Genomic DNA, 12,350 nt, shown 5'->3' on the forward strand with positions numbered 1-12,350 from the left:
GTCCGGATGTCAAGCCTGAAACCCCGAAGGGGCGGCCGCCAGGCCGGGCTTGACATCCGGACCACAGCCCCCACAATCCACCAAACCACGGGGATGACCCCCACCACAACACAACCGTCAAAAGCCCCAACCACCCCCACCACCACAACACCAGCCACCAAAGCCCAAACCCGCCGATCACGACGAACCCAACCAAAGACCAACCCGAACGACTACGCCCCGGCGCAGGCCGCCCCGACCGGCACCAGAGCCTGCGTGAACGACACCGCCATCTCCGGCCGGAGCTCCAGGTCCGCCCCGCTCACGGGAACCTCGGCGCTGATCAGGATGTTGTAGTGGTTCGGAAAGTGACAGGCGTCGAACCCGAGCACGGTCCCGACGCGCTGGTCACCGACCCAGAACTCGTCGCCGCGGTCGATCACCCCGGCGCAGTCGATCTCGGCGAAGCCGAGGAAGCCGACCCGGTCGATCCGCGCTCCGGGCTCGGTGTCCCGGTGGTCGGTGGTCACCAGCTCGTGCACCTCGCCGCGCCGCACGCAGCGGCTGGCGTGCGGTTCGAGTTCCATGCCGCGCTGGTCGCGGTGGTGCACCAGCACCTTCACCAGCGTGCCGGTCAGCGCCCGCTTGGGGCCGTCCTCTGCCAGGTTCACTTCGTCTCCTCCGCGGTCAGGGCCGGTTCGGGCAGTTCTGCTCGGTATGTGGCGTCGACCAGCTCCAGTGCGGCCAGGCCGCCGGTGGTGGTCGCGGGTGGTGCCGTGATGGTCGCGGCGAAGTCGTCGAGGATGCCGAAGTACTCGTGCCACAGCGAGGACTTGAACTCCTCGTGCCCGGCCAGCATGTCGGCTGAGAGCCGGGTTCCGTCGGTGAAGAGGACCTCGACGTCCTTGGTCTCGCCGGGGTGCGCCCAGTCGAGCTCGACGGTTGCCGGGATGCCGGAGGCCGAGCGCAGCTTGATGGTGGCCTGGCGGTCGGTGCCGTGCGCATCGCGCGCGATGTTCGCGCGAGCCACCTCGACCTCGCCGAGGAACAGCCGGACCAGGTCGAACGCGTTCGGGCCGTTGTCGGCCACGCATCCGCCGCCGCACCGCTGCGGGTCCAGGTACCACGTGTCGCCGCCGATGTGCTCCTCGATGAGTTCGAGGTAGCGGACTCGCAGCGCGATGATGTCGCTGCGGCGCTGCGCCTGCTCGAGCAGGTGCAGCACGTTGTTGTTGTAGCGGCGGTGGAACGCGGTGAACAGCGGCGCTCCCGCGGTCTGGGACAGCCGCACCAGGTCGTGCCCGTCGTCGACCGACACGGCCAGCGGCTTCTCCACGCACACCGGGATTCCCCGGCGCAGCGCGTCGCCGCACACTGCGGCGTGCACGTCGTTGGGCACCGTGACCACCACCGCGTCGAGCTCGGATTCGCTCAGCATCGTGCGGTGGTCCTGGAAGCAAGGCGTGCGGCCGCGGTGCGGGGCGAGTGCGGCGTCGCGGACGTCGCAGACCGCCGCGAGTTCCCAGTCGGGCAGTTCGGTGATGGCGTGCAGGTAGTACTTCGAGATCGCGCCGAGGCCGACGACTCCGACCCGGCGGCTCATCGTCCGGCCACCGGCTGCCGGCCGCGGAGTCCCAGTTCGAGGAGTTCGCGGTGGACGTGCTCGCGGATCGGGACGCCGTTCTGCAGGCGTTCGGCGGCTCGCTCCGCCTCCCACCAGCCGGGGTAGCGGACGTCCTGGCCCGTGGCCGGGCAGTCGAGGAGGGTGCTGAACATCGTCTGCGCGTCGAGGTCGAACCGGCCGGGTTCGCGGAGCAGGTCCGGGGCGATGGCCAGGACGAAGTAGCCGATGTCGTCGTCCCGCCCGTGCGGCCCGCCATCGCCGCTCAGGGCGTCGGGGGCGGGGCCGAACGCGGCTCCGGGCAGCAGCGCGGAGAGGATCTCCACCACGAGCCCGAGGCCGAAGCCCTTGTGGACGCCGTTGTCCGGGGTGCCGCCGAGCCAGCGCAGGTGCGCGTTGCGGCGGTCGAACTCGGCCGGATCGGTCACCGGGTTCCCGGCGTCGTCGGCCAGCCAGCCCTCCGGGATCGGTTCGCCGCTGCTGGCGGCGGTGCGGATCTTCCCGGTGGGCACCACCGTGGTGCTCATGTCGAGGACGAACGGGCGGTCGGGCAGTGCCGGGGCCGCGACGCTGATCGGGTTGGTGCCCAGCATCGTCAGGGCGCCGAACGGCGGGCGGGCGATGCGCTGGCCGCCGCAGTTGCTCGCGATGATGCCGACCATCCCGTGCATGGCCGCGCGAGCGGCGTGGAAGCCCGCGCAGCCGAAGTGGGTGGCGCCGCGGACCGACACCAGGCCGATGCCGTACCGGCCTGCGCGCGCGACGGCGTCGTCCATCGCTTCGGAGGCCGACCACAGGCCCAGCGCCCGGCGCGCGTCCACGACCGCGCACGCCCCGAGGTCGGTCGTGGTCTGCGGCTCGGCGGCGGGATCGACCCGGTCGGTGGCGAAGAGCCGCAGGTACAGGCGGGTCAGGTTGAACACGCCGTGCGAGTCGAACCCGCAGAGGTCGCCGTGGCAGAGCGCGGCGGCCGCGGTGATCGCGCGTTCCAGCGGCACACCTCGTTCGGTGAACAACCGGGTGACGAACGAGTGCAGCTCGTCGTAGGGCACGCGGACGCGTGCATCATGCGGTGACATCGAGATTCCCCTTTCTCGGAGCGGTATCGCGGTGGTGCTCGGCAAATCCGGTGAGCAGTGCGGACACGGCGGCGGCGAAGTCCCGCAGCTCGTCCAGCTCGGCGTGCTCGCCATCGGCGTGCGCGTTGTTGCCGTCCAGCGAGCCGGGCCCCAGCACCGCCGTGTAGGTGTCGGGCTGCCCGGCCATCCAGATGGCGTCGCAGGTGAAGGCGGGTTCGTCGTCGGGCCAGCGGGTCGTGCCCGCGCGGGTGAGCAGTTCCTCGGCCCACGGGTCCGAGTTGTCCAGGCTCGGCAGGCCGCGCTTGAGCCACTCCACCTCGGTGCGGGCGATCGCCTCCGCCGCGGTGCGCCCGAATTCCCTGGTCCCGGTGAACAGTTCGGTGAACCGACGCAGGCCGCCGCGGACGGATTCGTCCAACGCCGCCTCGGCGGCGGCCCCTTCGGCCGGTGAGCAGTAGGAGAGGTTGAGCAGCAGTTCGCCGCTGCCGTACACCCTGTTGTGCAGGTGGCCGGTGTGCAGCCCCGCGACGCAGAGCCTGCCGGGCCGGTCCTGCGGGTCGAGCTCGGCGGCGAGGTGCTGGGCGAGGAAGCCGAGCAGAACCGTGGCGTTGTGCCCGGCGTCGGGCCGGTCGTCGATCGCGCCACGGCCGTCAACCCGCACGCGGGCGGTCATCGACGCGGTGCTGCGGGGCAGGTAGCGCATCCCGGTCGGCTCGCAGAAGATGTTCAGCCGTCCGACGTGACCGGCCTCGACGAGCGGACGCGTGCCGAAGGTGCCCATCGCACCGCCCTCCTCGCCGGACACGGCCTGCACGAGCACCGCCACGTCCCGGCCCACCGCAGGGTCGCGTCGCACTGCGTCCCGGATCCCGGAGAGCAGCGCCACCGCCGGACCCTTCGCATCGATCGCGCCGCGGCCGGTGATCCGCCCTCCGATCAGACCGACGGGCTCCAGCCCGGCGACGGTGTCGAGGTGGACGTTGAACATCACGGTGGCCGAGCGCGGCAGTTCCGGGCCGAGCCGCAGCAGCAGGCTCGGCTGCGCAGCGAGGAATTCCGGGTCCTCGGCGGCGCGGCGCACGGTCAGCGGCACGTCCTCGCGGACCAGGACGTCGGGACTCGGGCTCGCGTGGTGCACCGTTCGGAACCCGATGGCCGCCGCAGCGCGGGCGTAGGCGCGTTGTGCCGTCCAGAGCTGCGGTGGCGGATCGCCTGCGGCGGCTTCCAGCGGGCCGATGGTGGGGGTGGACAGCAGGTGCAGCAGCAGTTCTTCGTCGATGCGCATCAGGAGGCGACCGCTTCCGGACAGGTTCGCAGCAGCTGTTCGAGGCGTTGCCCGGCCTGGACGAACAGCTGCGCCGCCGAGCCGTGCGCGCGCAGGCCTTCGTGCGGGCGGGTCGCGAAGTGCGGCTCGATGGACAGCGGTCCGGTGTACCCGGCGGTCAGCAGTTCCCGCAGGCAGTCGGTGACCCGGGCGTGCCCGTCGCCGGGCAGCACGTACTCGGCGTTGCCGGGCGTCCCGACCGCGTCCTTGACGTGGACGTGCACCACGTGCGGCAGGATCCGCACCAGCAGCTCGTGGGCGTCGTAGCCGTGGTCGATGCCGTTGCCGATGTCGAAGAGCAGCCGGAGCGACGGGCTGTTCACCTCGCTGATCAGGTGGAGCATCCGCTCGGCGTCGTCACCGGCCCACCCCGCGCAGTTCTCGTGCACCAGGACGACACCGTGCCCGGCGGCGCGCTCGGTCAGCCGCGCGATCCGGTCCAGCACCCGGTCGCGCCAGTCGGCTTCGGGCAGACCGTCGTTCGGGTAGGACATGATCCTGATGAGCCGGGTCCCCAGCTCGGCGCACTGCCCGGCGAGCACGTCGAGTTCGCGCAGGTCGTCGGCGAAGGGGGCGGTGATCGGGCGCGCCCAGTTGCCGATCCGGGACGCCAGGCACACCACGTCGAGCCCGGCCGCGCTGAGGGCCGAGCGCATCGCGGCGAACTGCGATGCGTCGAGGTCGCCGAGCGGGACGCCGTCCACGGTCCGCAGTTCGACGGCGGACCAGCCCAGTTCGCGGATCGCGGCGATCTGGCCGCTCAGGCCGACCGCAGCCTCGTCGCCGATCCCGGCGAGCCGGTTGCCCGCGGGTTCACCGCGCATGGCTGGAACTCCTCTCGGCTGCCGCGGCGCAGCTCTGCTTGGCCTCGGCGAGCAGGCGGACGACCTCGCGGTGCACCTGCAGCGTGGGGTGCTCGATCGGGGACGGGTCCTGGAAGTGGTGGTAGGCGCGCAGCACGAACCGGGTCAGCGCGTCGTCGCGGAAGACCTGCCGCTGCCCGTCGACCAGCAGCTGCGCGTGGTCGTCCTGGTCGCTGATCGGATAGTGGCCGGTGACCTCGCCACCGGTGAGCTCCAGCGCGATCCGCCGTTGCTGGACCGGGGCGGTGAGGTCGGACGAGAGCTCGCTGGTGACCCCGCCCGCGTGGCGCAGCACCAGGTGCGCGCTGCCCATGGCGGGCAGCACGGCGTCCGGGCCGTGCATGTCGGTGCACGCAGCGCGCTCCACCTCCGCAGGGCCGGCCAGCTGGAGCACCACGCCGAGCGAGTGCGGCAGCTCGACGTCGAAGGCGGTCGGGTGCCCGTGCGTCGCCGCGGAACGGGTGAACCGGGGCTTGTCCTGGGTGAACCGGATCGACCGGAGGTCGCCGAGTGCGCCGCCGCGGACCAGCGCGGTGATCCGCTCGGTGAGCTCGGCCGCCATCCAGTGCGACACCACCACGAGGTCGAGCCCGTGGCGGCGGCGCAGGTCGTCGATCTCGCGGAGGTCGTCGGTCCCGGTGGCGAGGGGTTTTTCCACGATGGCCCGGCGAAAGCCGTGTTGGGCCAATCGGGTGAGCACGGCGGCGCGGCTCGTCGGCGGTGTGCAGACGTGCACGACGGTGCGCTGCGGGTCCAGCAGTTCCGCTGCGGCTGCGAGGGAATCGGTGGTGATCGCGCCGGGCAGGTCCTGGCGCGCGCCCGGTGCGGGATCGCAGCCGATCACGGGGCCGGGGTGGAAGAGCTCGGGGGCCGTGGCCCGTGCCTTGGTCAGGACCCGCAGGTGCAGGCCGGCGCCCGCGCGGCCGAGGCCGAGCACGAGTGCGTGCAGCATGAACGTCCTTTGTGGAGTGAAGGGGATCGCGATCGTTCGTCTACATAGGACTGATCGTCGTTGATCGCGACCGGAACCTTACCGATCGACGAAACCGGTTCGAAGACTGGGGATAATGTCCGCGACATACGTAACCGGTATGGGTGAAAAAGCGGAGTGATCAACCGATGAGTTGGTGATCCGAGTTGCTCCTCGGCTAGTTTCGTGCCTGTCTCGATCAGTTCAGCACCCAGTCAGGAGTGTGGTCTTCTTGTCCCGCGGGACGCAAACCCCCGGGCTCCGGCAGGAGGGCGCGGCGGATCCGATCCCGTTCTTCTCGCAGGCCCGCACGTTCGACCGGCTCTGGCCGGACATCGGCGCGCGGGTCGAGGGGGTCTTCGACAACGGGAAGTTCTCCCACGGCCGCCAGGTCGCCGAGTTCGAGCGGAGCCTCGCCGACTACACCGGCGCCCGCTTCGCGGTGGGCGTCAACAGCGGAACCGACGCGCTCGTCCTGCTGCTGCGCGCCGCGGGCCTGCGGCCGGGCGACGAGGTGATCGTCCCGGTCTACTCGTTCGTCGCCACCGCGACCTCGGTCGTGCTGGCCGGCGGCCGCCCGGTGTTCGCCGACGTCGACCCGGTCAGCTACGCGCTGGACCCGGCCGAGGTCGACCGCGTCGCCGGGCCGCGCACCCGGTTCGTGCTGCCCGCGCACCTGTTCTGCCAGATGGCCGACATGGCCGCGCTGTCCGAGGTCGCCGAGCGGCGGGGGCTGACCGTGCTGGAGGACAGCGCGGAAGGCATCGGCATGCGGCAGCGCGGCGTCCACGCCGGGCTGCACGGCGCGGGCGGAGTCCTGTCGTTCTTCCCCTCGAAGACGCTGGGCGCGCTGGGCGACGCGGGCGCGGTGCTCACCGACGACCCGCGGATCGCCGAGCTGGTGTCCGGGCTGCGCCACCACGGGCGCTTCGGCCGCACCATCGACAACTTCCCCGGCATCGCCACCGAAACCGGGCTGGCCGGTACCAACAGCAAGATGGACGACATCCAGGCCGCCGTGCTGTCGGCCAAGCTGACCTGCCTGGACGCCGACATCGCCCGCCGCGCCGAGCTGGCCGCGGCCTACCGGCAGCAGCTGGCCGGAGCACCGGGCGTCGTCCGGCTGCCGGAGATCGCCGACACCGCGCCGGATTCCGCCGGGGTCTGGTACGTGTTCCTGATCGAGGTCGAGCACCGCGACGAGCTGGTGGCCCACCTGGACCGGTGCGGGATCGGCACCGAGAGCTACTACCCGGTGCCGTTCCACCTGCAGCCGTGCTTCGCCGGGCACGGCCACCGGCGCGGCGACTTCCCGCGCGCGGAGGCCGCGAGCGAGCGGGCGGTGGCGCTCCCGCTGTACCCGGACCTCACCCTCGGCCAGCTGGACCGGGTGTGCGCGGCGATCAGCGACTTCGGTGCCCGGAGGTGCGCCTGATGGAACCCGGGATCCCCTTCTTCCCACCGGACCTGTTCGAGGGCGACCGCAAGGTCATGCTCGACCTGATCCGCGAGATCGCGACCGCGCCCGAGCAGAAGTTCATCCTCGGTGAGCACACCCGGCGCTTCGAGGAGGTGCTGCGCGATTCGCTCGGCGCTGCCGACGTGGTGGCCTGCGGCAGCGGCACCGCCGCGCTCGGCCTGGTGCTGCGCGCGATGGAGATCGGTCCGGGCGACGAGGTCGTGGTGCCCGCGTTCGGGTGCGCGCCGCTGGCCTCGGCGGTGCTGGAGGTCGGTGCGCAGCCCGCGTTCGCCGACATCGACCGGCGCACCATGGTCGTCGATCCGGATTCCGTCGAGCAGCAGATCAACCACCGCACCAAGGCGATCATGCCGGCGCACATGTTCTCGGTGATGGCCGACATGCCGCGCCTGGCGGCGGTGGCCGAGCGGCACGACGTGCGGCTGCTGGAGGACTCCGCGGTCGCGCAGGGCGCGGTGCTGGACGGCACGCCCGCCGGGATGTGGGGCGAGGCCGGCGTCTTCTCCTTCGTGCAGGTGAAGTCATTCGGCATGCCCGGCGAGGGCGGCGCGGTGGTGACCGGGGACGCCGAGCTCGGGCACCGGGTGCGGGTGCTGCGCAACCACGGCCAGGACGGGCAGCGGTTCGTGCACCAGGTCATCGGCACCAACAGCCGGTTCGACGAGATCCAGGCGGCCTTCCAGCTGCACCGGTTCGCGGGCTTCCCGGAGCGGCTGGAACGCCGGGCCGCGATCGCCGACCACTACACCGCGCGGTTCGCGCCGCTGGCCGACCGCGGCATCGTCGCACCACCGCCGGGCCGCAACGGGCGCTGCTACTACGTGTACTGCCTGCAGGTGGAGCAGCGCGATGAACTGCGCGACCACCTCGCGGAGCGCGGCATCGCCTCGCACGTCTACTACCCGCAGCCCCTCCCGCGCCAATCCGCGTTCGCCCCGCACGCCCCGGCCGACGGGCGCTGGCCGAACGCCGAGCACGCGAGCGCGCGGATCCTGGCGCTGCCGATCTACCCGCACCTCACCGACGCGGACGTGGCGGGCATCGCCGACGCCGTCTGCGAGTTCGGCGACCGACGGAGGAACGCTCACCATGACCAGTGACGTCAACATCGCCCGCGGTGCGGGCCCGCAGACCCGCCAGGAGAGCAAGTTCCGCAGCTACCTCCGGCTGGGCAAGCTCGACGTGTTCGACTACTACATCGGCATCCTGGTGGTCTCCGCCGCGGTGCTGCTGCCGGTCGCCGCGGTGGAGCCCGGGACCGTGCCGATGCTGCTGCTGTTCCTGGCGGGCGAGGTCTGCACCATCGTCGCGATGGTCGCGCTCGACGACGTGACCGGCTACCGCGACGGCAGCGACATCGAGAACTACGGGCCCAACAACCCGCTGCGCAAGAAGCTGCGCAAGCCGCTGGTGGCCGGGACGCTGACCGAGGCGGAGGCGATGCGGTTCGCCTGGATCACCGCCTGCGCCGGAGCGCTGCTGTGGACCGGGGCGATCGCGGTGGCACCGCATCGTCCGATGTGGACCGTGGTGCTCATCGCCGCCACCTACGTGATCTCGCTGCAGTACTCCTACGGGGTGAAGCTGAGCTACCACGGGTTCCAGGAGGCGTTCCTGGTCGCGCTCGGGGTGGCGCTGGTGTTCGGCCCCTACGGCCTGGCGACCGGGGAGTTCTCCGGGTTCCTGCTGGTGCAGGCGGTGCTGTTTGGCATGGGGCCGCTGATGTTCGGGGTGTACTCCAACACCAACGACGTCGAGGGCGACCGCGCGGTCGGGCGGCCGACGGTGGCCGCGCTGACCTCGCCGCGCGGCAACGCGATCTTCATCGGCGCGCTGTCGGCTGGCGAGTTCGTGCTCGTCGCGGCCGCATCGCTGACCGCAGTGGCGCCTGAGTGGTTCGTCGTGCTGATGCTGCCCGCGACGATCCTGCGCGCCCGCCAGTACTACCTGGGCTTCGGCCGCGGCGACATCATGCGCGCCCGCAAGCTCGGCTTCACCGTGCACCGCACGTACGTGGCACTGCTGGTCCTGGCGAACCTGCTGATCGGAACGGGGATCCTCGCGTGAGCCGGGACCTTGACGTCGCGGTCGTCGGTGCCGGTATCGCCGGGCTGACCGCGGCGCACGAGCTGCGGCGCGCTGGTCTGTCGGTGCGGGTCTTCGAAGCGGCACCGCAGGTCGGCGGGCGGATGGCCAGCGCGCGTCACGACGGCTGGACCATCGACACCGGGGCCGAGCAGATCTCGCCGAGCGGCTACCGGGCGACCTGGGAGCTGATCTCCCGGCTCGGGCTGACCGACGACGAGGTGCCGCGCATCGGCCGGCCGCTGGCGGTGTGGCGCGACGGGCGGGCGCACGCCGGTGTCGCCGAGGCACGGGCGCTGCTCAGCGGTGCGGGCCTGTCCCGCCGCGCCCAGCTCGACCTGATCCGCTTCCAGGCGTGGGCGTTCCGGCACCGCGAGGGCTTCGACGACGATCGCCCGGAGCGCAGCCTGCTGGCGGCCGAGACCGTCGCCGACTTCGCCCGCCGCTACCACCCGGACCTGCACGACTACCTCCTCCAGCCGGTCGCCGGGAGCTTCTTCGGCTGGAACACGGAGCGATCGGCCGCAGCGGTCATGGTGAGCCTGCTGCTGTCGGTGGGCAGCGCGGGCACTTGGCGCACCTACCGCGACGGCATGGACACCCCGGCGCGCCTGCTGGCCGCGGAGCTGGACGTCGCGACCGGGCAGCCGGTGCACCAGGTCATCGCCGACGACGGTGGCGCCCGCCTGCAGATCGGCGAGGACGTCGCCACCGCGCGCTCGGTGCTGCTGTGCGTACCCGCGCCCGTCGCCGCCGAGCTGCACGCGAATCCACCGGCGGAGGACGCGGAGTTCCTCGCCGCGTGCACCTTCACCCCGGCGCTGAAGGTGAGCTGCCTGCTGGACGCACCGCTGTCCGCGCCCGGCGGCGACCGGCCGTACGTGCTGCTCACGCCCGCGGTGGAGGAGCAGGTGCTGTCGGCGATCATCCTCGACCACGAGAAGCACCCCGGCCGGGCGCCCGCGGGCAAGGGCCTGCTGACGCTGATGGCCAACGCCGCGACGATCCCGGACCTGCTGTCGGCCCCGGACGCGGAGATCGTCGACCGGCTGACCCGGGCGGTGCCGCGCTACCTCCCGGGTTTCGACGCGGTGAACCGGCGGAACTTCGTGCACCGCCACCGGTTCGGGCTGCCCGAGGCGACACCCGCCGCCTTGCACCGGCGGGCCCGGTTCATGAATCGCCCGGTCGGCCCGGTCGACTACGCGGGCGACTGGGTGATGCTGCGCCCAGCCAGCGAAGGAGCGGTGCGCGCCGGAGCGCTCGCCGCGTCGCGGGTCCTCAGCGGGCTCCGCCCGCTGGTGCGACCGGCGTTCAGCAAGCGACTGCCGATCCGGACCGAGGACCTGGAGAACTCCCGTTGAGACCGCATGACATGGGTGTGCTCTTCGACGAGTGCGCCGCGCGAGGCACCGCCACCACCGCGCACCTGGACCGGCCGTTCGACATCGCCCCGGACGGCGGCGCGGAGTACGGCGCGGCAGCGCTGGCCGGGCTCGTCCGGGACGCCGCCGGCTGGTTGTCGGCCGCCGGTGCGGGACGCGGTGACCGGGTGGCGATCCTGAAGGACAACCACTGGGACTACGACCTGCTCGCCTGCGCCGCGGCGCGGGTCGGCGCGGTTCCGGCGCAGCTGTCCGCCCAGCTGTCCCCGGACTCGCTGGCGATCCTGCTCGAACGGCTCAAGCCCGCGGTGCTGATGACCACCTCCGGTCAGCTGGAGCGGTGCCGCGCGGTGGGGATCGACCTGACGGCCTTCGCCGGTGCCACCGTGACCACGGACGTCACGGCCCCCGGTGCGGTGCACCTCGACCAGCTGCGCGGTGGCCGGGTTCCGGCTCCGCAGCGGCGCGGGGAGGACGAGCCGCTGGTGATCGACCACACCTCCGGCACCACCGGGGTCCCGAAGCTCGTGGTGCACTCGACCCGCACGATCATCGGTGAGCTGGCCCGGTTCGAGGCGCGGCGGATGCCCAAGATCGGCGTCCGCGGCGATGACGTGGTGGCCACGGCCAGCTCCTACGCGCACGGCCGCACCTTCTGCTGGACCGCCGTGGTGATGAGCATGGCGCCCCGCGAGGTCGTGATCCTGACCGGCCAGGACCCGAACCGCGCCGACCCGGTGCTGCGGGCGCACCCGCCCACGATCATGGAGGGACTGCCCGCGTCCTACGTGCGGTTCCGGCCGCTGACCGAACGCCTGGACAACCCCTTCCGCCGGGTCAGGCTCTACATCAGCACCTACGACGCGGTGCACCCGCCGATGATCCGCGCCTACCTGAACGCCAGTCGGCAGCGGAATCCGCTGTGGATGGACGGCTGGGGGCAGACCGAGACCGGGCCGCTCACCTTCCGCTTCCACACCCGCCGGTCGCTGGCCCGCCGCCCGGCGGGGCACGACGTCGGGCGGCCGATCCCGGTCAAGACCAGGCTGCGGCTGGTCGACCCGGACACCTTCCGCCCGGTGCGGCCCGGACAGCCCGGGCTGGTGCTGGCCCGCACCGCGGCTCGCTGCCTGGACTACCTCGGCGAGTCCCGGCGCTGGTCGGACAAGCAGGTGGGGCAGTGGTGGATCACCGGTGACCTCGGCGTCCGCCGGTGGGACGGCAGCGTGCGGCTGCTGGACCGCGAGGTCGACCGCACGCCCGAGGGCAGCTGCCTGGAGGTCGAGGACGTCCTCGAGGACCGGCTGCCGGAGGCGCTGGAGTGCGTGCTGCTCGCCGAACCGGGCAAGCCGCCGCTGCCCGTGATCATCACCGCCGACGGGACTCTTTCGACCGCCGCGTGGCGGCGCGCGTGCCGACGACTGCCGCGGATGCAGGAACCGGTGTCGTTGCGGTGGGACGACGTGCCCCGCACCGGCACCGCCAAGGTGCGCCGCATGGACCTGCGCGAACAGCTGACCGGCAGCACCGCCACGTGCGGCACCGGCCGATGGACTTGAGAGCA

11 protein-coding genes are annotated in these 12,350 nt (G+C 72.2%); 5 read left to right on the forward strand and 6 right to left on the reverse strand.

The features are described from left to right. Nucleotides 1–212 precede the first annotated feature (212 nt). The 6 genes from OU416_RS00005 to OU416_RS00030 are packed head-to-tail and all read right to left on the reverse strand — an operon-like array spanning nucleotide 213 to nucleotide 5,818. The gene (locus OU416_RS00005) at nucleotides 213–650 is read right to left on the reverse strand and encodes a DUF6917 domain-containing protein (RefSeq protein WP_270924660.1); all 438 of its coding nucleotides are present in this window, start codon (nucleotides 648–650) and stop codon (nucleotides 213–215) included. Next, nucleotides 647–1,582, reverse strand: a complete 936-nt coding sequence (locus tag OU416_RS00010) for a Gfo/Idh/MocA family protein (RefSeq protein ID WP_270924661.1) — start codon at nucleotides 1,580–1,582, stop codon at nucleotides 647–649. The genes OU416_RS00005 and OU416_RS00010 overlap by 4 nt, the downstream gene beginning before the upstream one ends. After that, nucleotides 1,579–2,679 (reverse strand): Ldh family oxidoreductase, encoded by a 1,101-nt coding sequence (locus tag OU416_RS00015; RefSeq protein WP_270924662.1) that lies wholly within the window; start codon nucleotides 2,677–2,679, stop codon nucleotides 1,579–1,581. Before OU416_RS00015 ends, OU416_RS00010 begins: the two co-directional genes overlap by 4 nt. Then, a complete protein-coding gene (locus OU416_RS00020) occupies nucleotides 2,666–3,964 on the reverse strand; it encodes a M20/M25/M40 family metallo-hydrolase (protein ID WP_270924663.1) in 1,299 nt (432 codons plus the stop codon). Before OU416_RS00020 ends, OU416_RS00015 begins: the two co-directional genes overlap by 14 nt. After that, nucleotides 3,964–4,827: a sugar phosphate isomerase/epimerase family protein gene (locus OU416_RS00025; RefSeq protein ID WP_270924664.1), complete on the reverse strand. Its 864-nt coding sequence runs from the start codon at nucleotides 4,825–4,827 to the stop codon at nucleotides 3,964–3,966. Before OU416_RS00025 ends, OU416_RS00020 begins: the two co-directional genes overlap by 1 nt. Next, the gene (locus tag OU416_RS00030; protein WP_270924665.1) at nucleotides 4,817–5,818 is read right to left on the reverse strand and encodes a Gfo/Idh/MocA family protein; all 1,002 of its coding nucleotides are present in this window, start codon (nucleotides 5,816–5,818) and stop codon (nucleotides 4,817–4,819) included. Before OU416_RS00030 ends, OU416_RS00025 begins: the two co-directional genes overlap by 11 nt. A 241-nt stretch (nucleotides 5,819–6,059) precedes the next feature. On the opposite strand from OU416_RS00030, the gene OU416_RS00035 reads away from it, so the two are divergent. From OU416_RS00035 to OU416_RS00055, 5 genes are read left to right on the forward strand one after another with little or no spacing between them, the layout of a single operon-like run. Next, complete coding sequence (locus tag OU416_RS00035; protein WP_372907211.1) at nucleotides 6,060–7,271, forward strand: DegT/DnrJ/EryC1/StrS family aminotransferase; 1,212 nt, start codon at nucleotides 6,060–6,062, stop codon at nucleotides 7,269–7,271. Next, nucleotides 7,271–8,416 carry a DegT/DnrJ/EryC1/StrS family aminotransferase gene (locus OU416_RS00040; protein ID WP_270924667.1) on the forward strand — a complete coding sequence of 382 codons (1,146 nt, stop codon included), beginning with the start codon at nucleotides 7,271–7,273 and terminating at the stop codon, nucleotides 8,414–8,416. The genes OU416_RS00035 and OU416_RS00040 overlap by 1 nt, the downstream gene beginning before the upstream one ends. Continuing rightward, complete coding sequence (locus OU416_RS00045) at nucleotides 8,406–9,383, forward strand: UbiA family prenyltransferase (protein WP_270924668.1); 978 nt, start codon at nucleotides 8,406–8,408, stop codon at nucleotides 9,381–9,383. Before OU416_RS00040 ends, OU416_RS00045 begins: the two co-directional genes overlap by 11 nt. Further along, nucleotides 9,380–10,765, forward strand: a complete 1,386-nt coding sequence (locus OU416_RS00050; protein ID WP_270924669.1) for a protoporphyrinogen/coproporphyrinogen oxidase — start codon at nucleotides 9,380–9,382, stop codon at nucleotides 10,763–10,765. The genes OU416_RS00045 and OU416_RS00050 overlap by 4 nt, the downstream gene beginning before the upstream one ends. Then, entirely contained in the window at nucleotides 10,762–12,345 is a 1,584-nt protein-coding gene (locus OU416_RS00055; protein WP_333779610.1) for a class I adenylate-forming enzyme family protein, read from the forward strand. The genes OU416_RS00050 and OU416_RS00055 overlap by 4 nt, the downstream gene beginning before the upstream one ends. Nucleotides 12,346–12,350 lie beyond the last annotated feature (5 nt).

The organism is Saccharopolyspora indica (genome assembly GCF_027853965.1).
Lineage (GTDB): Bacteria > Actinomycetota > Actinomycetes > Mycobacteriales > Pseudonocardiaceae > Saccharopolyspora > Saccharopolyspora indica.

Coding starts and splice junctions, on each gene's coding strand:
- OU416_RS00010 (WP_270924661.1), bottom strand. CDS start 1,582: ATGAGCCGCCGGGTCGGAGTCGTCGGCCTCGGCGCGATCTCGAAGTAC.
- OU416_RS00015 (WP_270924662.1), bottom strand. CDS start 2,679: ATGTCACCGCATGATGCACGCGTCCGCGTGCCCTACGACGAGCTGCAC.
- OU416_RS00020 (WP_270924663.1), bottom strand. CDS start 3,964: ATGCGCATCGACGAAGAACTGCTGCTGCACCTGCTGTCCACCCCCACC.
- OU416_RS00025 (WP_270924664.1), bottom strand. CDS start 4,827: ATGCGCGGTGAACCCGCGGGCAACCGGCTCGCCGGGATCGGCGACGAG.
- OU416_RS00030 (WP_270924665.1), bottom strand. CDS start 5,818: ATGCTGCACGCACTCGTGCTCGGCCTCGGCCGCGCGGGCGCCGGCCTG.
- OU416_RS00040 (WP_270924667.1), top strand. CDS start 7,271: ATGGAACCCGGGATCCCCTTCTTCCCACCGGACCTGTTCGAGGGCGAC.
- OU416_RS00045 (WP_270924668.1), top strand. CDS start 8,406: ATGACCAGTGACGTCAACATCGCCCGCGGTGCGGGCCCGCAGACCCGC.